This window comes from Sphingomonas sp. URJC2, assembly GCF_059803575.1.
Genome location: NZ_JAPFGX010000042.1, coordinates 1 through 22,543, shown reverse-complemented (window position 1 = coordinate 22,543; position 22,543 = coordinate 1). Strand labels below are relative to the sequence as shown.

Genomic DNA, 22,543 nt, shown 5'->3' with positions numbered 1-22,543 from the left:
TAACGCGGTGCTCGTCCATCCCCGCACTTCAACCACCGCCCCCGAGCCAAGCAAGGTGCCGTCAGAACACCGCTTACCAATAAAGCTCTCGATGTAGCCGTTCTGCATCGGCTTGCCCGGAGCGATGTAGTGCCACTCCACGCCGATCTGACCGCACCACGCGAGCACGGCATTGCTGGTGAGCTCGGTGCCATTATCGCTGACGATCATCCCCGGCTTGCCGCGCTGTCCGATCAGCTGGGTCAGCTCACGCACGACACGGTGCCCCGAGATGGAGGTATCCGGCACCGCGGCCAGGCACTCCCTGGTCACGTCATCGACCACGTTCAGCACACGGAACCGCCTGCCAGAGGCCATCTGGTCATGAACGAATTCCAGGCTCCAGCGCTGGTTCGGCAGGGCCAGCACCGGAGCCGGCGCTCTGGTGCCGACAGCACGCTTGCGGCTGCGTCGCCGCCTTACCGCAAGCCCTTCCTCCCGATACAGCCGCTGGGTCCTCTTGCGGTTGATCATCACCCCGTCTCGCCGCAGCAGGATGTGCAAACGGCGATAGCCGAACCGGCGTCGTTGGTTGGCCAGCCCGCGCAGCTTCTCGCGCAGGGCAGCGTCATCGTCCCGTGTGGAACGGTAACGCACGCTCTTGCGATCGGCATCGATGACACGGCACGCCCGCCGCTCGCTCATCCCGTGGCACGCTTGGAGATGAGCGGCAGCTTCCCGCTTTGCAGCGGGCGTCACCACTTTTTTGAAAGAAGGTCCTTCAATGCGACGTTGTCCAGCATCGCATCGGCCAGCAGCCGCTTGAGCTTGGCGTTCTCGCTCTCGAGTTCCCGCAACCGCCGGGCCTCGGACACTTCCAGCCCGCCATACTTGGCCTTCCAGTTGTAGATCGTCGCTTCCGAAACCCCGTGCCGCCGGGCCAGATCAGCGGTCTTCGCGCCCGCCTCCGCCTCCTTCAGCACGCCAATGATCTGCTCTTCCGAAAACCTCACACGCTTCATCGTCTGTTCTTCCTCCAGGCCAGACTCTAATCGCTCGTGGAGGAAAATCAGGGAGGCACGTCAACAAAACCGCAGATGCCTACCTCGGCTTCGTCACAATCGCCTCAATCATCTTTTGGGTACCCTTTGTCCACGAGACCTAGATATTGCAGCACTGCGACCTTTAACGAACAGTTACTCATGCCCTGACCAATCGTCCGATTTCGGGCGAGTAGCGATAGGTCGTTATCGAGCGGTCCCGGATACGTTCAACCGCCTCGTCGATCACGGCAAGCGGGACTACAAACCATTCCCGAGGCTTGACCAGATGACCAAAGCGATCTGGAATTGAGAGGTCAAGCTGCGCCGCTGAAAACACTTTGTGGATCAGGCTCTCTAGTTTCTGGCAATTTACCCCGTAAACCTTGTAAGTTGCCACAACTTCCACGCCCGCGAGCAGATATGTTGCACTTTTCTCGGCCCCTGACACGCGGGTTTCGACAGATCCGCTCGTAACACCGATTTTGTGGACCACCTCTCGATGTTCCACGACGAAAGGGTGACTGGATTTGCTTCGCAAAACATAGATGGTGCCGGCTTCCGCTTCACCATCATCCGGTTGGTCGGCGAACAGCGGCCCAGGTGACGGCTCTGTGATCCGCCGACCGGCGTCATCCTCATGCAACTGGCGCTGCAGCGAGCGCATCAGCATGCGGCTTTCTGTGCCATTGTCGAAAATCACGCGGAGCCGGGCGTCCGTGCGCCCCTGCGCATTTGTGAAGACGTCCTCCATCTCGGCGACGTAGCTGATCAGGCCGCCCACGATGAAAAAGGCACCCGGCCGTATTTCAGCTTTCAACTCGAAGGGGCGGGTGACCCGCGTGCCCGACGCCAGCTCAGCCCGCACCTGTTCGAACCGCGGTTGGAAACTGTCGAAGTCGTGGCATTTGTCGCGTCGGGCGATCTCTTCGGCAGCCCGCTTTTCCACCGCTGAGCGGACGTGACGGAGCCGTGTGATGTCATCGCCCTCATCGAGAGACGTCAGCTCGGCGGCCAACTCCTCGATATCGAACTCGGCCCCGCCGGCGGGCATGTCCGTCGCCCCGTCCAGCAACCCGTGCTGATCGAAGGGAGCCAGCAGCTCCCTGCAATCCTGCTGCTCGCGCAGCCGATCGAGCCGGACTGCGTAGAGGCGCTCGAATATGTCGCGATCCTTGCCGTGCTGGGGGGCGTGCCCGTGCTCCTCATAAAAGCGCGAAATGTCCTCAAAGCCCGCGATGATCCGCTCCTCGCGCGGCGTATAGGTTGCAGACTTCTTCGCAGCAGGCGCGAACTCGGCGAGCTCACCCGCCAGCTCATCAAGATCGAAATCACTCATAACGGCCTTCCTCGCGGAAGCGCATAAAGGCAGCGGCACCTTCTGCAAGACGCCGCTCCCAGGCATCGCCCGAGGTGATCGACGGCACGCGTCCGCGCTCCTTCTTGAACTTGACGGCAGCAACGGCGAGGTCCCTCGCTTCCTCTGGCGAGATCTTGGTGCGCTTGGCCGAGATTGCCGCCTGCACCTGTTTGAGCGTGCTTTCGGTCATCGCCTTGGCAAGAACCGCATAGGCCGCGTGCCACGGGTTGATGCTGTCGATCAGGTCGATGTCCAGCTCTCGCACGTCCATCGCATATTGCCGCACGCCGTCCAGCAGGGCCGTGTTTGCACGCTGGTCGCTATCGGTCGCATCGGCAACACCCATCGCCAGCGATTTTGCCTTCTGGGTCAGGTTGAGCGCGGCGATCGCGTGCTGGCGCACTGCCTCCTGATCTTCTGCGCTGAGGTCGGGATAGCGATCCCGGACGATCTTGCCCATGGCCACCTGGGTCATTTCCTGCGGGGCGACATTGTCATCGAACAGGCCGCGTTCGGCCACGCTCTTTTTCTGGACAAAGGCGGCGATCACCTCGTTCAGATCCTGTTCGCAGATGCGCGCCGCTTCGGGGCTTTTGGGCGTGACCAGCCCGGCGATCTCGAAATGATACTGGCCGCGCTCCTCGTTGACGCCGATATTCGCTCTGCCCTGCTGATACCCGCCCGGGCCATAGTCGAAATCGGGCAGCGGCCCCGCGCTTTTGGGGCTGAAGGTAAAGCGCGGGGCCAGCACCTGCTCCATCAGCAGGCTTGCCGCGATCGCCTTCAGCGTATCGTTGATCGCATCCGCAACGGCCGCCTCGGCCGCGTCCGGCTCGGCGATCAGGTTGGTGAAGGTTGCCGTCGCCTTGCCCGGTGCATCACGGGTCGCGCGGCCGATGATCTGCACGATCTCGGTCAGGCTGGAGCGATAGCCGACTGTCAGCGCATGTTCGCACCAGATCCAGTCAAACCCTTCCTTGGCCATGCCGAGCGCAATAATGATGTCGACATGGTCGCGGTCGTTCTTGTGCGCCGGGTCCTTCAGCGCAGCCAGTACCTTCGCCCGTCGGGCAGGATCGCTGTCGTCGACGAGGTCGGCGATCTTGAGCATCCGGCCATCTGGCATCGCCACCAGCTCAAACCCGGTCACTGGATCGGCACCTGTCCATTTGCCGAGATAGTGGAGGATCTCGTTGACCTCGGCCACCTTGTCCTTCGTGCTCTCCCGCGCATTGACCGACGGGATATGCACGATCGTCTTGCGGGTCGGATCGAGGCAGTGCTCGATCGCCTCCAGATAGCGCCCGGTGTAGAAGAAATAGCCGATATCGAGCTGCTTGAGGTGTTGATACCCGTTCAGCTGCTCATAATAGGTGTAGGTGACCGGCTTGAACTTCCCCTCGTCTTCGGGGGTCAGAACCGGGACCGCATCGCCGCGGAAATAGCTGCCGGTCATGGCCACGATATGCACCTTGTCACGTGCAATGAACGCCGCGAGCTGGTTACCGAGCCGGTTGTCCTCGCCGGCCGAAACATGGTGAAACTCGTCCACGGCGATCAGGCGTTGGTCAAAGGCCTCGACCCCGAAGCGCTCCACGGCGAAGCGGAAGGTGGCGTGGGTGCAGACCAACACCCGATCCTCGCTTTCGAGGAATTGGCCGACTGCTTTGATCTTAGACGGATCGGCCTTCTCGTCATCGACCCCGGGCGTGTTGCACAGGTTCCATTTCGGCTTGACCATCCAGTCCGCCCAGAAGCCATAGCGCGACAGCGGCTCATCGCCGAAGCTGCCGCCGATCGACTTCTCCGGCACCACGATGATCGCCTGCCGCAGCCCCTGATTGTGGAGCTTGTCGAGCGCGATGAACATCAGCGCGCGGCTCTTGCCCGAGGCCGGGGGCGACTTGATCAGCAGATATTGCTCACCACGCTTGTTGTAGGCGCGCTCCTGCATCGGGCGCATGCCAAGCTCGTTCGCACTGGTCGAAGCACCGCTGCGGGCGGTCTGGAACGATACGGCGGGGACGGGGCGCGGGGTGGTCATCGCTACCTTCTGAACAGTGAAATATATTCGTCAAACGCAAACAGACGGTTGCGCCGTTGACCAGTCATTTCAACCAGAACCCCGTAGCTGACGAGATCATTGATCAGCGCCGCCGCCGTGTTTGTGGAGCTTCCCGTAATGGCCGTGACCGACTTCACATCGAGGATCGGGCGCGCATACAGATTTTGCATGATCGCATGGGCGTTATCCTGACGACGCGCGCTGAACCTCGGCAAAACTTCGCGCTCGATCCGCTCCTTCAAGGCCAGGATAGCCCGAAACACCCCGGCTGAAGCCCGCGCTGTCTCCTCAACCCCGAAGAGAAAGAAGATGAGCCATTCACGCATATGATTGCCCTGCCGCACCGCCATCAGATGATCGACATAAGCGGTTTTGTTGCGCTCGAAATAGTCTGAGAGGTAAAGCGCGGGCTGGTGGAGCAATCCCTCACTCGCCAGGTAGAGCGAAATCATCAGCCGCCCCAATCGGCCATTGCCATCCAGAAACGGGTGGATCGTTTCGAACTGGTAGTGGGCGATAGCAATTTTGATAAGCGGCGGCACCATGATTGTGCTGTCCTGGAGGAACTTTTCCATGTCGCTCATCAGATCAGGCACATGGTCGTGATGCGGGGGCACAAAAACCGCGTTCTTGAGACTTACCCCAATCCAGTTCTGGCTCACCCGGAACTCTCCGGGCATCTTTTGCTCGCCTCTCACCCCCTGCATCAGGATGGCGTGGGTTTCACGCAGCAGGCGATTGCAGAGCGGCAGCTCGGGCAGGCGATTGATCGAATGGTTGATCGCCTGAATGTAGTTCTGCACCTCTCCCCAGTCGTCGCGCTCTTCGGGGTTGAGATCGTCGGCATTCTTGAACGCATCTTCGATATTCGTCTGCGTGCCCTCGATGCGGCTTGATTGGGTCGCTTCTTTGGCGACATGCATTTGAATAAAAAAGGCAATATCCGGAATGAGCTGAGAGAAAGCGTTGAGCTCACCCAGCGCACGGTCTGCCTGCCCAAGCAGCTGTAGCAGTTCGGGATCGGCAATGACCCAAGGGTGATGGATCGGCTGCGGCAGGAAGGCGCGATATTCATACCGCTGCTCTGGTTCGCCTGCTCGATAGTCCGCCAAATTCATATTTCAGAAACAGCCCCTGATTTTGCGATATGAATTTGCTTATGTCAGGATCGCGCCTTGGCGCAAGCGCTATGTCAGTTTGAGCGGAGTTTTTGATATAGCGAGCTCGCTAATGTGAGAAAGTCGGGATCAAAATTCTCACAGGGTGTTCTCACGCCGCTTTCCCCCCTACGGCCTTTGCGCCGGTCATCCTGGTGTAGAGCTCGAACAGCTTTTCGAGGCGTTCGGTGTCGTTCTTGAAGCGGCGGCCGATGTAGATGCGTTCGAGGGTCTCGTCGTTCTCCTCGTGGGCGCGGCGGAGGTTTTCGGGCATGGTTTCGGGGTCGTAGAGGTCGGCGATGGTCGCGGGGAAGTGCGCCTCGCGCGCGAGGAGGATGTTCTCGGCGCAGGCCGTGAGGTCGGCCTTGTTCTGCTCGGTCAGCTTCGGGAGCGGGAAGGTGTTCCAGCCGAGGGTGTTGGAATACGAGAAGTCCGTCCTCATGCGCACGCAGACTGTCCCGATCCATACCCAATGCAAGCGTGACGCGATGAGCGCCAAGGTCCAAAGCGGTCCGTCGTAGATCGCAAAATTCCGATCACCGATGATTTCTCCCGACGAAGACAGGCCAACTGGAAGAAAATCGCGATTTTCGGAGCTTACGCGAGGGATCACAATCGCCGTTTCGTCACCGCTCTGCCTGACCTCGCCAAAGCGATGTGACAGGCCTGCAAGTTCGTTTGTTGCCGATCGAGACGAACTTGCCCTCAACTTCTTCACAGCATCAAACCGTCTCGCGAGCGGCTCATAGTTTGATGCCTCGGCATGATCATCGCGACCGACCCAGATGCATCGACGCTCAAGCCCACGAATGAACTCTTGGGAACCCAAGAAGCGGCGGATGAATTGCCGCGGGACGCCTGCCTCAGAGGCAAGGGCTTCCGCTTCGTCTCGGGTCAATAGCAAATGACCGCCTTCATTCGGCATGTTGCCGAAGCTCATCTCAGGCAGTTCGTTGAGCGGACGGCTTGACGCCTGAACAATGACGCTTGGCCCGTTCACGAGATACGGGGAGATATTGTCAGCCTGCCGCGACACGGTCTGCCCATCAGTCTCTGAAAAGAGAAGCTTCGGCTCGTGGCTGCGTCGGCGAACGCCTACGATTACTACTGTAACTCCAGCGTTATGAGAGGCGAGGTTTGCCCACTTGAAGCTCGTATGTGCAAAACCGATCTCGCTGCCCGTCCTAAATACCTCGCCCCACAGCGCATCAACTTGACGGCCTTGGCAAATCGAGTTCGTCGAAACGAGAGCGGATTGGGCGGTGGTCCTCAAGCCGTAATCAGCGGCCTTCAAGAACCATCCGGCTACATAATCCAGTGACTTCCAGTTTTTGATTCTGCCTTCGCAAACTCTTCCCAAGTCGACTTTTTGATCGTCGGTTTGCCACTGGCTTCCCAAATAGGGGGGATTGCCGCAGATGTAGGTTTCGCCCCCGGCATTCTCGAATTCTATCTCCGACTGCTCGAGCGGCGTATTGAACAGGTCATCCCCGCGCACCTTCACACCCGTCCCAGTGGGGGGACAGATGCTCAACCAGTCGAGCCGCAGCGCGTTGCCGCAGGTGATCCAGTTCTGGCTGTCCAATGGCAGGAACTCGGCGAGCGCCTCCTTCTGGCCGCGATAGAGCACGTCGCACTGGTATTCGGCGATGATCAGCGCAAGTCGCGCAATCTCGGCCGGGAAGTCGCGCAGCTCGATGCCGCGGAAGTTGGTCAGCGGGATCTCGCTGCGGCGATCGGGCTCGCCGCGCCGCTTGTTGATCTCGGCCTCGATCGCCCGCATCTCCTTGTAGGCGATCACCAGAAAATTGCCGCTGCCGCAGGCGGGGTCGAACACCCTGATCTTGGCCATGCGGCTGCGCAGGTTGAGCAGCTTGCGGGCATTGTCGCCCGCCTCCTCCAGATGCTTGCGCAGATCGTCGAGGAACAGCGGGTTCAGCACCTTCAGGATGTTCGGCACGCTGGTGTAATGCATGCCGAGCGCGCCGCGCTCCTCGTCGTCGGCAACGGCTTGGATCATGCTGCCGAAGATGTCGGGGTTGATCTTGGTCCAGTCGAGATTGCCGATGTGGATGAGGTATCCGCGTGCGGTGCGGCTGAAGCGGGGGACGTCGATATTGCCGCTGAAGAGCTGCCCGTTGACGTAGGGAAAGCCGTTCGCCCAGGTCTTGATGCCCGCCGCCGTGCGCTCGGCGGTGGGCGTATTCATCGCGCGGAACAGCTCCTGGATCACCTCATGGGTGTTCTCCGCCCCGCCGCTGCTCATCCGCTCGACCGTCTCGGTGAACTTGTAGCCGGAGTGGAAGATGTCGGTGTCCTCGGCAAAGAAGCAGAAGATCAGCCGGGCCATGAAGTGGTTCATGTCGGAGCGGCGATCGGCTGCGGCCCATTCGGGGTTGTCCTGGAGGAGGGTGACGTAGAGCTTGTTGAGGCGCCCGGTGGCGCGGATATCGAACGAGCTTTCGCGGATCTGCGCGACGGTGGTGATGCCGGCGAGCGGCAGGAAGAAGCCGAAGTGGTTGGCGAAATCGGGATAGTCGCAGACGACGGTTTCGCCGGTGGTGACATCCTCGGCCTCGAACCGGTCGCCATCGGTGGCGAGGATGAAGCGGGCTTTCTGACTGGCGGTCTTGGGGCTGTTGCGCAGCGCCGTCAGGGTGTCGCCGACGGTGCCGGGCAGGCAGCTGGCGATGTGGATATGGCTGCGCTGCAGCACTCCGCCGGGAATGTCGGACTGGTTGGTGGCGCCTTTGCGCAGCCGGTCGATCGCGGTCTTCTTGTTGCCAAAGGCTTCGAGGAACTGGAACGGGAACTCGGCAGCGTCAAAAGGCTGCTGCGCAAGCTCGGTGATGGCATCGCCGATTTCGACCGGATTCATGGTGGCGGCATAGGACAGGACGGCAGTGCCAGCCAAGGCATTCGCGGGCCGCGAAAGATCGAGATCGGCGGCAACGGACGCTGCGCGATGCCCCCGCCCTCCGGGATCGTGGTGCCGCCCGGATCAGCGGGGATGATCGATCCACGCGCAAATCTCGCTTTCGCGCCAGACCACCATCGTCTTTGACACGGGGATCTGCTGCGGAAAGGTTCCTGCGCGCATCTTGTTGTAGATCGTCGATCGCTTGAGCCCGGTGCGGGCCATGACCTCCGGCAGACGCAGAAGGGTGTCAGGCCGGGATGCGCCTGGCCGTTCGTGCGCCATCTCCCTCAAAACGGCTGCTACCGCCTGCCGGAGGAGGTTCTCATCAACCACGCGCATAGCCTCAACGGCCGGTTTTGACGGCCTTGCCGACGGAATCGATCGGTCGGAACCGGTGGCGCTGCTTTGGTCGATTTGGCGCTTTGGTCGCATGCGCCTTTTTACTCCGTTTCGCCGGTGCTGTGCGGGCGGGTGCACTTTTAAGCTGCATCCGGGGCGCGATCAGGAAGTCGGGCAGACAGTCGAAGCGCTGCGCGCCGACAAGCGGGCTGTGGTCGCGGGATTTGATCGTCGGGCGCCGAAAGCCTGGTTCGCCCTTCTTCATCTGTCTCCGGACATCATTGCGCATGGTGAACAGCCCAGGCGGATCGCCATCGACCGTCGCCTTCTTCCAAGCCAAAGCGATGTCGTCGGCCTCAGTGTCGCTGCCGCGGTCAAAGATCTTTTCGTACGCGAAGACCAGCTTGATGACGTTACGATCCGTGAATGCCGGGAGCGACTTGAACACAACCATCTGCCGCAGACCGCCTTTGACGACTGGCGAGCCAAGCACCGCCTTCATATGCTTCTGCAACGCGATCAGGCGGGCGCAGGCGAAAATCAGGGCTCGTTTTCTGGAGACTCCGTAAATCAGCTTCACGAAGGAACTGCGGTCATAGCTTTCGAAGTTACTCGACGCCAACTCCTGCAGCTCCTTCACCAAGATTTTGTTATTCTGAAAGAACTCCTTGATCGAATCGAGCAGGGCTTCTTTGTCCTCGACCAATTTTTCTGCCTCTCGCGCCATATCGACAAATTGCTGAATATCCGGGTCTGGCACAAAATTGCTATCGCCTGAGTTGAGATGCGCAAGGCAGAGACTCATCGTATCGCTCGCAACTTTGATATTCTTGTCAAACTGCCCCTTGGTCAGCTGCCCTGATCCTGGGCACAGCCGATCCTCGCTTACATCCATACAGGAGAAGCTCGCGCAAATGATCTGAAGCTGCATGCAGCAATGATAAATGATCATCTTCGCAACAGTATTTCGCGTATTAATATCCCATTTTTTCTCCCTGCGAAGAAAGCCGATCATATTGTTAACTCTGTGAAAATTTCCTCTCACGCAAAGATTGAATAACTGGAGATCGAGACCACGCAGTCTCATAAGCCGGCCCGCATCATCGGTTGGATTGATTTCCAACGCGGATGTGATCAATTTCCTTGCGCCAGAATTGTCGCTGACATCGATCATACTGTGAAGACGGCCGAGTATGAGATCATGCACTTCTTCTTCTGTGCTCCCGTCCGGGAATCTTATCGGAGGAAGAACTACGCGCTGATCGAAAAGGTGGCCGACGGGAAGAGAGCTAAGATCCTTTGTCTGCAGCAACGCCCTAACGAAGCCGACACGGGACATGCCACCGAACAATACCTGTCGCACGGCATTTTCGGGCAGTTCATCGAGCGATCCTCTGTGGTCAACAATAAGCGAAAAGATGGTTTCAAAAACACCGTGCACCTAGGCCACTCCATTGGATGACATAGCGCTCTTATAGATTCAAATTTGCCATTCGACTCGAAAGAGGTTCATTTTTTCATCAGTTGGACTTTCTAGCGATTTTCCGCCCATATGTGGCTGACTCAAAATGCGTTTTTTATAAAAGTGCACCCACCCTCACAACTTATGCGAATCATGAGAAAACTGCCCTTGTCAGCGCGGTGCTGATCAAGTGGGAGTATTGTTATGAATATCGAAAACGTCCGAAATCTTGCAGCGGCAGCGGCCGAGACAATTCGCGCACGGAATGAAGCAAAGTCGCTTCCAAGGCATATCGCCAGCAGTTTTGTGTCGTGTATTCTCGACGTGTGTCCGAATGTGAAGCTCCCCGCCTTGCTGGAGCTGGAAGAAACGCAGCGTATTATGTCGGAATCGAGTGTTTCAAAATCGATCCTGGCAGATGAGCTGAAGCGGGCACGGAGAACACGAAAGACCAAAGCCGATCAGAAGAAAGTTTCCGTTCCGCGACGCAAGCGGAATCATCCTAAGCAGGCCGCTATCCATGCGGCTCCGGTGTCGCAACTTCCTCGTCAAACCGCAGGTCAGTTGTCCATGCCGGGTCTCGTGCCGAACGGACCGATCTCGGAACTCTGATCTACGATCGATCCAGGTCTGATTTAGCAGGAAACAGTGATGAGAAACCACCACAAATTGCCGCCTGACGGCCGCGCCGACGCGCGCCTCAACCACAGCCAAACACCGACCGCCGTTTCCCCCTTCACTTCACCCTTCAAGCAAGGAGTCAAATCTATGCGACAGCCACATTATCGCCGGCCTGCGGCGAAAGCCGGCGCCCCGATCGTCCTCGTCGACGGCGACAAGGGCGGGGTTGGCAAAAGCTTCATGGCGCGGGCGCTTGCCGGCCAGTTGCTGACGCGCAGGTACCCCGTGCACTGTTTCGACGGCGATTATCGCAACGGACTGCTCGAGCGGCACTACGGCAAGCACTGCCCGGTGGAACGCCTCGACCTGCGGACCGAGGAAGGCTTCTCCGATTTCTACGACACGCTCGACTGGATCGATGACGACGCCATCGTGATTTGTGACCTCCCGGCAGGTGTCGGTGGACGCTTGCAGAGCGAGGCTGAGCGCCTGCACTTCAACCGCGACTTCGGCCGTGAAATCATCCACGTCTGGATGGCGGATACGGGCGAAGATTCTGTCAGACAGTTCAAGGAACTGCAATTCCTCGCCAACCCGGCGCACAGCGCGTTCGTGATGAATCTGCGTGGCAAGACCGACCCCAAGCGTTTCGCAATCTGGCACGAGTCAAACCTGCGGACCTGGTTCCTTGCGGGTGGCGGGCTCGAGCTCAGGCTGCCCCATATGGCAGATGGTCTCCACGACAGGATCGCGCGCGCGCAGGCGCCGTTCCTGCTCGATCCGGCCCCTGAAGGGCTGACGCGATCCGACCTGCTCTCGTTGCGGATCTTCGATCAGCATGTCGCAACCGAGTTCTCCCCCCTGATCGACCTGATCCTCAGAGGCTGACCATGATCGACATCAAATCATTCTTCAAACAGATCGTCGGTCGTCAGCCCGAAGCAGCGGAGCTCGACACGGTCAGCAACCTCCTGGCTCGGACGCCTGAGGCGCTCCGTGACGATCCCGGGCTGGTCGCTGACGTGATCATCAGATCGGCCCATCTGAGTGAAATGAACCGCTGCGTCGACAAGCTGATGATCGGCATGCGCGACTATGCGCAATCCCAGAGCGAAAGCTATGCCATGGCCGTCGCCGACAAGGTCTGGCGCCGGATCATGGATAACCTGCCCTGGAACGTGCAAACAGAGGCAACAGGGCGCATCAGGCGCTACGCGGTGATCCTCGGCATTCTGTTCTTGCTGGGGTTCATTTCCGGGTGGTCTTGCCTGTATTTTGCGTATCAGTTCAATCGGCAAAGCCATCAGGCTGCGCAAGAGACCACGTTCCTCTGGTGCGTTGAGGGCGCAGTCGGTGCATCCGTCACTGCAGCCGGAAAAGCTGCGAAAGCAGGCGTGATGCGTGTCGATGTGTTCGCGAACCGGGCACGCCAATGCGCGGCAGAGTATGCAGACTGGCGCGCAACCGGTCTCTAGTCACACCGCAGAACAGGAGAGCCCGGCCACGAAAACGTGGCCGGGTGATCCCTGAAAACAATCTCAAATCGGAATGGGAAGGAAAAGAGCAAGGGCTGGCCAACGACTACCGCGCCGCCGAGCGCGGCGCTTGGGCCAGGCTCTGTCGCTCCGCTCTGTCGCCTGGCCGATGTTGGCCCGACCTTGCCGGAGAGGGCTTTGCCCTCCCCAGACCCCTCCCACATTGCCCGTCATCCAGGATGAAAGCGACATTCATGCCCGGACAATCCGGAACCGAGACCCGGCAACGCCAGATCGTGCGCTCGACCAGATGGAGCCAGCAGGAGTTCGAGCGGCTCACTGAACTCGCCCGCTATTCGGGGTGCAGCGAGGCCGAGCTGCTCCGCCGGCTGGTCAATCGCGCCTCCCGCCGCATCATCCAGTCGCGCGAACTCGTCATCGAGATCAGGCGCGTTGGCGTGAACCTCAACCAGATCGCCCGCCGCCTGAATGGTGGCGGACCGGTCACTGCGGACGAGCTGCGCACGGTGTATCACGATCTTCTCGCGGCCGCGCGGATCGCAAAATCATGATCGCGAATATCACCCGAGGCGCGGACTTTGCCGGCCTGGTCCATTATCTGGTCGACAATCGCGATCATGAACTGCTCGATCTGCAGGGCGTGTCGAGCGTTGATGCCGCAGCCAGCGAAATGGCGGCCGTTGCATCCCTAAGCAGCAGGGCGCGCAGCCCGCTTCTCCATCTGTCGCTTTCTGCGGCCCATGAAGATGGCAGCCTGTCGAGAGAGCAATGGCTGTTCGCGGTCAACGCCGTCGAACGCGAACTCACGCTCGGCGGCCATCAGCGCGTCGTGGTTCGCCACTGCGACAAGCAGCATGACCATGTGCACATCTTCTGGTGCACGGTCGACATCGGCACCGGCCAGACGCCGCCAAAGCTCTGGTTCCTGCGGCGCGGGGCCAAGGCACGGGGGGTCGGCACGCATGCCATTCCGCCCGAACGCCTGCCCGACATCCCCGAAGCGGAACGGGCCCGCAGAACCTTTGATTTTCGTGCGCTGATGCGTGTGCAGTCTCTATGTCGCCAGCTCGAACGGCATCTTGGCCTGCGCAGGCTGAGATCGCCGCATGAGGCTGCCAGATGGCGGGAAGCGCATGGTCCGTCGCCCGACCAGGCCCGGGCAGAACGGCGCGCACAGCGTGTCGGTTCGATCGCGCTGCTTGACCTTGCCGACGAGATCCGCGCCGCGCTTGATCGTCCCAGCTGGGCGTTGAAGCGCAGCGCGCTGGCCGATTTGGGGCTGGATCTGGAACCGGTTTACCGCGTGACCAAAGCGGGCGACGAACTTCGCGGTCTGGTCATCGTCGACGCAGCGGATCGCGGCAACCGGATCAAGGCGTCGGACCTCGACACCACCCAGCTGCGTTACGGCCTGCAGCAGATCGAGAAGCGCCTGGAGCCGGGTGTCGAGCGTCTCATGCAGTGGTGGCCAAAGCGTGCGTCCGAAGTGCCGTTGCCACGCCGAGAGCGATCAGACGATGCGGATCTGCGCCAGCGCTTCCGTCTTCTGCAGGCCGAACACCGGATTGCCGAGATGCAGCGTGCCGCCGCCCGCAAGGCACTGCGCGCCCGCCAGAAGCTGGAGTTGGCGCGGGCGCGCCAGACCCTGACCCGCCAGCGAAAAGCGCATGCCGCCACGCTTGCCCCGCGCGAGCGCAGGGCGTTCTATCGCCAGTTCAGCAAGGTGCGGGCCGAAACGCTCAACGCGATCATCGTCCGTTACCGAAACGAAGCTGCGGCGCTGGCGCGGGTGGCAAAGCCGACATGGCAGATGTTCCTCGCCGCCGAACGGCCGGGGCTGGTGCCCTCGATCCGACGCCCTTCGCCGCCGCCAGCACGGCAGCCCGAGATCGCCGCCGGGAAAGACCAGCGGGCGCTCGAACGGCCGCCAGTCGCCAAAGAGGCTCGCGCCGATCGCGTTGCTTCCCGGCCGACACAATCAGTCGCGGAAACGAAAAAGGCGCCCGCAGCGCGGCAGCAACCCGATCGCGAGGCCGCCGCTCAGCAAGAGTTGATGCGCGCTTACATGGCTCAGAGGCTTCGTGATGGTCGGGGACGGTAGAGCGCGTGGGGCATGTGCGTTGCATACACGACCGTTTTGGATCGTGCCGGACAGGCCGCTGTTGCTGTCGCTGCAAAGCTCGGTTCGCTCGACAACCCTGATCAACGGCTATGCTGGGCACGCCCGCAGGAGGGACCCGTGCGCGCCTTCTTTGGGCGCGTGACCGCCAGCCGCCCGATCGTCGACGACCTGCACACGTTTCTCGACGCACGCGACCGGCAGGTCGGCGTCAAGTCGGCCGCTGTGGTCGCCTAAGGCCACGCCGGGGGTGACTCGGTTGGGGCAACGCAAGTGGTTTCGCAAATACTGGAGATAGTCGCAGCCTAGCGGCCGTGCCGACTTCATGGATTTAACTTCAAGGTAGGTCCCGTAGCTGATTCGATTACCACGCGGGGGATCGTACTTCGTAATGCACGGACCAGTCGCTAGCCTCGGTCTCGCGGTAAAGCTGACCCACAGAACTCGATATCCGTCCCCGCCCGCATTGGTGCTTCGTACCACTTCCTTAAAGGCCCTCTCCGCTGACGCGGGCTGAAAACACGTGGTGGACGAGAGCTGCTTCCCGCTCGCTCTCAAACGCTCATTTTCTTCCAGCAGGTCAGAGGAGGTGAATAGGGCGAAGGTCCAACCTTCTTTGGGAATCCTTACCACGCCTTCGTAAAGTGCTGGCGCTCCAGTTGGCACGCCATTCGGAAGTGCGAACATGCACCCTTTGACAAGCAATACAAATCCAGCGAGCGCCAAGACCGAAGTGGCACTTTCGCGAAGCAGCGAACGGCGTTTCATCGTCGCTTGGTCCCACGAACTACTTCCGCAATCCACCCATCGCGGACTGACTGGCCCCCACTGAGTGGTCCGTCTTGATTGTTAGTGCATGGGAGCGCTTTCCGCCAGTGTCGGCCGCAGGTGGAGCGAAGCGGAACCGGAGGGTGGCACTGGCGGAGTGGCTGCTTCCGGGGCCGGCGGGCGATAGCCCAGGCTGCTGTGCGGGCGGATGGTGTTGTAGTGCCGGCGCCAGGCCTCGATCAGCACCTTGGCCTCGGCCAGCGTATAGAAGATCTCGCCGTCCAGCAGCTCGTCGCGCAATGAGCCGTTGAACGATTCACAATATCCGTTCTCCCATGGGCTGCCGGGGGTGATGTAGAGCGTCTTCACACCGATCCTGCCCAGCCATTGTTGCACCGCCTTCGCAATGAACTCGGGGCCATTGTCTAATTCCGGGGACACGATACTAAATAGACCCGGTGCGCACAAGCTGATAGGCTGTTTGCGTGGCTCGCCTGTCTCGCATCGTGATACCTGATGTTGCGCATCATGTGACGCAGCGGGACAATCGTCGCTTGCCGGTGTTTTTCGGCGATGATGATCGCAGGCTGTATCTCGACCTGGTTCGCGAAGGCTGTCTCAAGGCGGAGGTGGCGTGCCTGGCGTGGTGCCTGATGGACAATCACATGCACCTGGTGCTGGTGCCGCCTAGCGAGGCCGGTCTGCGCGACGCCTTGGGCGAGGCGCACCGGCGCTATAGCCGCGCAATCAACTTTCGCGAGGGTTGGCGCGGCTATCTGATCCAGGGGCGGTTTGCGAGCTATCCCATGGATGACGCGCATCTGATGGCGGCGGTGCGCTATGTTGAGAACAATCTGGTCGCAGCCAGGATGGTTGCTCGGCCCGCGGACTGGCCATGGTCGAGCGCCCGCAGCCATGTTGCAGGCGCGCAGGTGGAGGGTGACATGCTGACCGATGTCGCCGCGCTGTCCCGGCATGTGCCCAATTGGCGGGCCTATCTGGCGCATGGCGCAGAGGCAGCGGACGCAAGCCTGGAAGGCGAGGCTGTGCTCGAAGCGATCGAGGCGCGCCTGCGCACCGGCAGACCGCTGGCCGAAGCGGCTTGGATCGCCGAAGCAGAACGTGCCACGATGCGCCGCATGACCCCCGCCAAGCGCGGGCCAAAGGTGAAGGGGGCTGACTGATGGAATTAAGTATCGTGTCCCCGGAATTCCGAATTAAGTATCGTGTCCCCGGAATTCCCTCGTGTCCCCGGAATTCCCCTGTCGTCGAAGTCGAATGGGCCAAGGCTTAAGAGGGACTTGGGTTCGGCAGTTAGGATCGGGCTGAAAAGAGCCGTCTCTGCTGCTGTTTCGTCGCCGCAAGCCAGAGCCGTGGGAGCGGGTATCGGAGCCGGATTGGCGCTACTCAGTGCCGAGAGTTGCGGGATACAGGCTATACCATCGATGCCAGATGTATTGCCGTTTGGATTTTGAGCGTAGATATGAAAAAGGCCCTATCTGGAGCGTTCTCCGTTCTCGTCCCTTACCTGATATTTATATCTAATCTCGGGACGTCGGTAAAAAGCCTGTTGGTTAGTCTGTTGTGCGGTATAATACTGATTTTCTTCGTGATAAAAGCGGGTGGCTGGAAGCGTATCTCCCGCCGCCGGAGGGCTTTGTCTGCGCCGACATTGGTTTTAATATTGACTACGGTGCTAAATGTGATATTTGATCTTCAGATCAGCGTTCTCGCATTATGGATGGGATATTTCAGTCTCACTGCCTTATCTTTCATAGTCTCAGAAGCACTGGCTCCGCGCTGATTAATGCCGCAAAAGGTGGACGTAGGTCGGCCTGACTATTGGGGCTCCGGTCTGTTCAAGTTGGGTCAAATGGCCTCTGAACGTGGGGAGTTTGTCGGGAACGTCTCAGACGACTTCATATTCGCTGGCGTTGTTTCAGGTGGAACTGGCTTGGTTCCGGCGCTGGGCTTCCAGGCTCTGTCTGGTGCATCCCAAGTAGGTGGTGCAGTGTTGCAGGCATTGGCCGGTGACCCTACTGCGCGACGACGTGCGCTTGCGGGTGCGATTGGGACATTGGTGCCCGAACTCCGGGGACACGATACTAAATAGACCCGGTGCGCACAAGCTGATGGGCTGTTTGCGTGGCTCGCCTGTCTCGCATCGTGATACCTGATGTTGCGCATCATGTGACGCAGCGGGGCAATCGTCGCTTGCCGGTGTTTTTCGGCGATGATGATCGCAGGCTGTATCTCGACCTGGTTCGCGAAGGCTGTCTCAAGGCGCAGGTGGCGTGCCTGGCGTGGTGCCTGATGGACAATCACGTGCACCTGGTGCTGGTGCCGCATAGCGAGGCCGGTCTGCGCGACGCCTTGGGCGAGGCGCACCGGCGCTACAGCCGCGCAATCAACTTTCGCGAGGGTTGGCGCGGCTATCTGTTCCAGGGGCGGTTTGCGAGCTATCCCATGGATGACGCGCATCTGATGGCGGCGGTGCGCTATGTCGAGAACAATCCGGTCGCAGCCAGGATGGTTGCTCGGCCCGCGGACTGGCCATGGTCGAGCGCCCGCAGCCATGTTGCAGGCGCGCAGGTGGAGGGTGACATGCTGACCGATGTCGCCGCGCTGTCCCGGCATGTGCCCAATTGGCTGGCCTATCTGGCGCATGGCGCAGAGGCAGCGGACGCAAGCCTGGAAGGCGAGGCTGTGCTCGAAGCGATCGAGGCGCGCCTGCGCACCGGCAGACCGCTGGCCGAGGCAGCTTGGATCGCCGAAGCAGAACGCGCCATGATGCGCCGCATGACCCCCGCCAAGCGCGGGCCAAAGGCGAAGGGGGCTGACTGATGGAATTAAGTATCGTATCCTCGGAATTCCCAGTGCCCCCGGAATTCCCAGTGCCCCCGGAATTCCATGTCAACATATCAGTGGCGTTGTTTAGGAGGCGTCTTTTTCGGCGCGCAATGTGGCGAGAATATGTAAAATGCTTCTTTTTGAAAAAATATTTTGCGGCTTAAAAAATCTATGAAACCCAACTTTTCTAACAAAATATCAAAGAGGGTATTGTGGCGGTTATTTGCCGCGGTAATTTCCTTTGTGGCTTTTCCGTTATATATCTTTCTGCCGTCATACTACCATTCAAAGGAGACTGCTGTCAGCTTTCCAGATGGAGATGTTTCCAAGTTTCCAGTGGAGGTTGTGAGGGGTGCCGTGTCATGGGGGGATAGGCGGCGCAAGGCGGTGTTTATCAAGTATTCAACAGGAAAAAGAGAGTTGATCCGCTGCGCAGAATGGTCTTCAAATCCTGCAGGTTGCTTTTTCGACGTCTGGCGCGCACTTCCGGCGGATCTCGAGATTAAGTTTGCTTTGAACCCAGATACGCAGGCTCGGCATTATATATTGTCGGTAACCGACATGCGGGGCAATGTGCTGATCAGCCAAGATGAGCGGATAAAGCTTTATGAATCGGCTAGATCCCACTACAGAAGTTATGACCCTTGGAAGGATTTATATAGCACCATTCCATTAATGATTATATTTTGTCCGATTATGTGGTTTGCGATGGTATTGCCGCCACGTGGCGTCAATGTTAATCGGAAAGACAGGGGCTAAACAAAAAACAGATCTTTTGGGGTGTGGTATATGGCTGATCAGGAATTCCGGGGACGCGATACTAAATAGACCCGGTGCGCACAAGCTGATAGGCTGTTTGCATGGCTCGCCTGTCTCGCATCGTGATACCTGGTGTTGCGCATCATGTGACGCAGCGGGGCAATGGCCGCCAGCAGGTATTCTTTGGCGACGATGATTATGCGGCCTATCGCGATCTGCTTGCCGTGCAATGTGCGGCCCATGGTGTGGCGGTGTGGAGCTGGATCCTGATGCCCTGGGTCTGCAGGGCTGCCCTGAACCAGTCAGCATAACGGCCCCGGTCGCCCAGCAGGCATTGTGCCTTGGGCAGGGTGTCGAACAGGGCACCGGCACCGATGTCGTCGCTCACCTGACCTGCTGTCGTGAAGAGGCTGATCGGTCGTCCGTTGGCATCGGTTGCAGCGTGCAGCTTGATGGTCATGCCGCCTTTGGTGGGTCCGATCAGCCGCCCGAGACCTCCTTTTTTGCCCGCAAGCTCGAAGCCGTGTGGTGTGTCTTTGGATAGGTCGCGTCGATCATCACGGTGCGCGATTCCGCAGTGCCACGGGACAGGCTCTCCGGCGTCCGGAAGAAGCCGCCGGCTCGCTTCACCGCTTCCCGCGATTGTATAGCGTCTTGTGAGGGTCATAAGCCGTCGGCACGTCGCGCCAGCGAAGGCTGTTGCGATTGATGAAAATAATCCAACTCAGGGCGCGGCGATCAGTGACCCTGGGCCTTCCGTGGATTTTCGGGAAATAGGGGGCCGGCCGAGCCATCTGCTCGCCTGTCGGCCAAAACAGGCTCTTCATGAAGACTCCTCAGGAGCCTGAATCGGATCGCGCGCCTTACATCAATGGGGCCTGACCCTAGCAGAACAGGATCCCCCTCCCTCCCGCCCGTCAAAACAAACATCAGTCACATTTTCTGTCTGGAAAAAAATGACAAGCGGCACAGCGGCACGCTTGTACGCCGCGAGGCCGGCGCAAAACGGTAAAATGAAAAAGAAGAATAAAATCAGCTGAGTGAAAAAGAAGAAAATTCCTGCTGCGACCTTGCATCTCAGCCGTCGCGCCAACGACGAGTAGAATATGAACATCTGTCCCGAACTGTCATCTCAACCAGCAACCGCCTCACGCCTCCTGGTTGAACAACTGATGGAGGCAACAGCCTTCGCAATCGGTGGCCCGGTGCTGCGTGACGCGGGGATCGCTGACGCACCCGGTGCATCCTCGCTGATCATGCCCAATGCCTGCCTGCTGATCGGCGGCACATCCGTTTGCGCCGCCTGTGACCGCGCCACGCCGCATCTGCCCCATCATCCGGCAGAGCTCGACCTGCTGATGGTGAGGCCCGATCCCTGGCATGAGGCGGTGTTTGACATCCGCCTGCACGGCGATCCCAACTGGTTCCGCCGCTATCTGCCCTGGCTCCAAACGCCCCAGTCCGGCCTCTGGCTCATGCCACCGGGTGGCGAAGGGCCGCACTTTGTCGTGCAGGCGACGGGCATCCGGACGACGCTGGACCGCCCCTGCCGCCATGATGACGAGGCAGCCCAACGGGGGCATGCCCGCGCCAGACTGTTGTTCGCGGTCGCACGGCAGGGGTGGTACTGATGCTCAGGTCACGCTGGACAGCATCCGCGCCCCTGCCGCCCGAAATGGGCATGACCGCAAGACTGCGGACCTTTGCCGATGGTGGCGGGGTGTTCGAAAACTTCGGCTTTGTCCGGGGCTATTATGAGGGCGAAGGCGTGCGGGCGAGCCTGCACGATTATGTCGCGCGCAAACTCTGCCCCGTTCCCGGTGACGGGCCTGGCAACCGCTTCACGGCGGCCAAGTTCGACCTGCTGCTGCCGGCCGAAGCGCCCTCCGACTATATGATGCTCGATCATCTTGTCCGGATGTACGAGCTCATGCTGCCGCCCTGGGAGGCGAGCGCCTTCGCGCAGATCACGCTGCGCTTTCCGCGCGCATCGAACTTTCATGTGCCATGGGAACGCGCGCGTGACTTTGCCCGCAGCGAGTTGGTCGGCGCACGCCAGCTTCCGGTGCTTGCGGTCCTGCATACGCCAAGCGCGGCGGGCTCGGCGAACCCGCCGCATGTCCATCTGATCGCCTTCCCGCGCAAGCTGGGCCTGTTCGGCTTTGCCGAGTTCGACCGGGAACTCCCGACCGACATCGGCAACCGGAAAATGCATTCCGCCTGGCTGCAGCACCGCGCCGAACAAGATGCCGCGGAGCACCGGCCGGATCCGGCCAGCGCGGCACCATGCGGATGCGGCTGGCGGACGGCGACATTCGGGCGGGGGTGACGACCAGCCCCTTCACCTACGATACTGTGACATGGCCACGTCAGAGCGTGGCCATGTCGCTTCGTCGGACAACAAAATCCGGGGGTATCTGTGGGGGTATCCGTGAAACGACTTTTGAATGTAGATAAGTAAGAGAGATACTTGGCTGAAATGATCGGATCCCTCCCGCTCCGCCACCATGCCTTTCAGCGGCGTTCAGCACTTTATCCAGACCTCAAAAAATGGCGCTTTTCTGCCAAGGTTCTGTCCAGCGCTTTCCGGCTGCTAATGCCCGTTTTGCCGGGCTGTTGCGCGCCGGAGAGGACGAGGCCATGTTCGGGCGACTGCGCTGTTCGGAATGTGCAGGTCGTCCGCTGGGTGACAGCGCGTTTCTCGATCAGGTGGAGGCATTGCTTGGCCGCGACCCAAGCCCGGGTGAACGCGGGCCAAAGGCGAAGGGGGCTGGCTGATGGAATTAAGTATCGTGTCCCCGGAATTCCCCATACAAGAGCGAGGCCCTGTCAGGTCAATTAGGGGGCCACCTCAGGTGTGGTCGCCTAAGGCCACGCCGGGGGTGACTCGGTTGGGGCAACGCAAGTGGTTTCGCAAATACTGGAGATAGTCGCAGCCTAGCGGCCGTGCCGACTTCATGGATTTAACTTCAAGGTAGGTCCCGTAGCGGATTCGATTACCACGCGGGGGATCGTACTTCATAATGCACGGACCAGTCGCTAGCCTCGGTCTCGCGGTAAAGCTGACCCACAGAACTCGATATCCGTCCCCGTCCGCATTGGTGCTTCGTACCACTTCCTTAAAAGCCCGCTCCGCTGACGCGGGCTGAAAACACGTGGTGGACGAGAGCTGCTTCCCGCTCGCTCTCAAACGCTCATTTTCTTCCAGCAGGTCAGAGGAGGTGAATAGGGCGAAGGTCAAACCTTCTTTGGGAATAGTTACCACGCCTTCGTAAAGTGCTGGCGCTCCAGTTGGCACGCCATTCGGAAGTGCGAACATGCACCCTTTGACAAGCAATACCAATCCAGCAAGCGTCAAGACCGAAGTGGCACTTTCGCGAAGCGGCGAACGGCGTTTCATCGTCGATTGGTCCCACGAACTACTTCCGCAATCCACCCATCGCGAGAATTCCGGGGACACGATACTAAATAGACCCGGTGCGCACAAGCTGATAGGCTGTTTGCATGGCTCGCCTGTCTCGCATTGTGATGCCTGATGTTGCGCATCATGTGACGCAGCGGGGCAATCGTCGCTTGCCGGTGTTTTTCGGCGATGATGATCGCAGGCT

17 protein-coding genes and 3 pseudogenes are annotated in these 22,543 nt (G+C 59.9%); 11 read left to right on the top strand and 9 right to left on the bottom strand.

Going from position 1 to position 22,543, the window contains the following annotated elements; translation table 11 throughout:
• The 7 genes and pseudogenes from OPU66_RS12780 to OPU66_RS12750 all read right to left on the bottom strand — a co-directional run.
• A pseudogene (locus OPU66_RS12780) lies at nt 1-1,001 on the bottom strand (IS3 family transposase); the annotation flags it as partial.
• A 178-nt stretch (nt 1,002-1,179) separates the two neighbouring features.
• Nucleotides 1,180-2,358: a GIY-YIG nuclease family protein gene (locus OPU66_RS12775; RefSeq protein ID WP_498554035.1), complete on the bottom strand. Its 1,179-nt coding sequence runs from the start codon at nt 2,356-2,358 to the stop codon at nt 1,180-1,182.
• Nucleotides 2,351-4,423, bottom strand: a complete 2,073-nt coding sequence (locus OPU66_RS12770; RefSeq protein WP_498554034.1) for a DEAD/DEAH box helicase — start codon at nt 4,421-4,423, stop codon at nt 2,351-2,353. Before OPU66_RS12770 ends, OPU66_RS12775 begins: the two co-directional genes overlap by 8 nt.
• 2 nt (nt 4,424-4,425) lie before the next feature.
• Entirely contained in the window at nt 4,426-5,562 is a 1,137-nt protein-coding gene (locus OPU66_RS12765) for a Fic family protein (RefSeq protein ID WP_498554033.1), read from the bottom strand.
• Between the two features lie 151 nt (nt 5,563-5,713).
• The gene (locus OPU66_RS12760) at nt 5,714-8,479 is read right to left on the bottom strand and encodes a class I SAM-dependent DNA methyltransferase (RefSeq protein ID WP_498554036.1); all 2,766 of its coding nucleotides are present in this window, start codon (nt 8,477-8,479) and stop codon (nt 5,714-5,716) included.
• Between the two features lie 123 nt (nt 8,480-8,602).
• Entirely contained in the window at nt 8,603-8,860 is a 258-nt protein-coding gene (locus OPU66_RS12755; RefSeq protein ID WP_498554032.1) for a helix-turn-helix transcriptional regulator, read from the bottom strand.
• A 4-nt stretch (nt 8,861-8,864) separates the two neighbouring features.
• Entirely contained in the window at nt 8,865-10,301 is a 1,437-nt protein-coding gene (locus OPU66_RS12750) for a hypothetical protein (RefSeq protein ID WP_498554031.1), read from the bottom strand.
• A gap of 225 nt (nt 10,302-10,526) precedes the next feature.
• On the opposite strand from OPU66_RS12750, the gene OPU66_RS12745 reads away from it, so the two are divergent.
• The 5 genes from OPU66_RS12745 (at nt 10,527) to OPU66_RS12725 (ending at nt 14,540) form a co-directional block, all read left to right on the top strand.
• Nucleotides 10,527-10,934, top strand: a complete 408-nt coding sequence (locus OPU66_RS12745; protein ID WP_498554030.1) for a hypothetical protein — start codon at nt 10,527-10,529, stop codon at nt 10,932-10,934.
• Between the two features lie 39 nt (nt 10,935-10,973).
• Nucleotides 10,974-11,831, top strand: coding sequence for a P-loop NTPase family protein (locus OPU66_RS12740; protein WP_498554029.1), 858 nt, complete (start codon nt 10,974-10,976; stop codon nt 11,829-11,831).
• 2 nt (nt 11,832-11,833) lie between these two features.
• Complete coding sequence (locus tag OPU66_RS12735) at nt 11,834-12,418, top strand: hypothetical protein (RefSeq protein WP_498554028.1); 585 nt, start codon at nt 11,834-11,836, stop codon at nt 12,416-12,418.
• Nucleotides 12,419-12,657: 239 nt separating this feature from the next.
• Nucleotides 12,658-12,990, top strand: a complete 333-nt coding sequence (locus OPU66_RS12730) for a plasmid mobilization protein (RefSeq protein WP_498554027.1) — start codon at nt 12,658-12,660, stop codon at nt 12,988-12,990.
• Entirely contained in the window at nt 12,987-14,540 is a 1,554-nt protein-coding gene (locus OPU66_RS12725; protein ID WP_498554025.1) for a relaxase/mobilization nuclease domain-containing protein, read from the top strand. The genes OPU66_RS12730 and OPU66_RS12725 overlap by 4 nt, the downstream gene beginning before the upstream one ends.
• An 867-nt stretch (nt 14,541-15,407) precedes the next feature.
• On the opposite strand, the pseudogene OPU66_RS12720 reads toward OPU66_RS12725, so the two are convergent.
• Nucleotides 15,408-15,752: pseudogene (locus OPU66_RS12720) on the bottom strand (integrase core domain-containing protein); the annotation flags it as partial.
• A 59-nt stretch (nt 15,753-15,811) separates the two neighbouring features.
• Here OPU66_RS12720 and OPU66_RS12715 point away from each other — a divergent pair.
• The 3 genes from OPU66_RS12715 to OPU66_RS12705 all read left to right on the top strand — a co-directional run bounded on the left by OPU66_RS12715 (nt 15,812) and on the right by OPU66_RS12705 (nt 18,935).
• Nucleotides 15,812-16,510 carry a transposase gene (locus OPU66_RS12715; protein WP_498554024.1) on the top strand — a complete coding sequence of 233 codons (699 nt, stop codon included), beginning with the start codon at nt 15,812-15,814 and terminating at the stop codon, nt 16,508-16,510.
• A gap of 961 nt (nt 16,511-17,471) precedes the next feature.
• A complete protein-coding gene (locus tag OPU66_RS12710; protein WP_498554023.1) occupies nt 17,472-18,170 on the top strand; it encodes a transposase in 699 nt (232 codons plus the stop codon).
• 177 nt (nt 18,171-18,347) lie between these two features.
• Nucleotides 18,348-18,935 carry a hypothetical protein gene (locus OPU66_RS12705; protein WP_498554022.1) on the top strand — a complete coding sequence of 196 codons (588 nt, stop codon included), beginning with the start codon at nt 18,348-18,350 and terminating at the stop codon, nt 18,933-18,935.
• Nucleotides 18,936-19,200: 265 nt separating this feature from the next.
• Here OPU66_RS12705 and OPU66_RS12700 read toward each other — a convergent pair.
• Nucleotides 19,201-19,762, bottom strand: a pseudogene (locus OPU66_RS12700) (IS5 family transposase); the annotation flags it as partial.
• Nucleotides 19,763-20,041: 279 nt separating this feature from the next.
• On the opposite strand from OPU66_RS12700, the gene OPU66_RS12695 reads away from it, so the two are divergent.
• The 3 genes from OPU66_RS12695 to OPU66_RS12685 all read left to right on the top strand — a co-directional run bounded on the left by OPU66_RS12695 (nt 20,042) and on the right by OPU66_RS12685 (nt 21,713).
• Nucleotides 20,042-20,566: a hypothetical protein gene (locus OPU66_RS12695; RefSeq protein WP_498554021.1), complete on the top strand. Its 525-nt coding sequence runs from the start codon at nt 20,042-20,044 to the stop codon at nt 20,564-20,566.
• Nucleotides 20,567-20,616: 50 nt separating this feature from the next.
• Nucleotides 20,617-21,264, top strand: coding sequence for a hypothetical protein (locus OPU66_RS12690; RefSeq protein WP_498554020.1), 648 nt, complete (start codon nt 20,617-20,619; stop codon nt 21,262-21,264).
• Between the two features lie 221 nt (nt 21,265-21,485).
• A complete protein-coding gene (locus OPU66_RS12685; RefSeq protein ID WP_498554019.1) occupies nt 21,486-21,713 on the top strand; it encodes a hypothetical protein in 228 nt (75 codons plus the stop codon).
• The last annotated feature ends 830 nt before the right edge of the window (nt 21,714-22,543 follow it).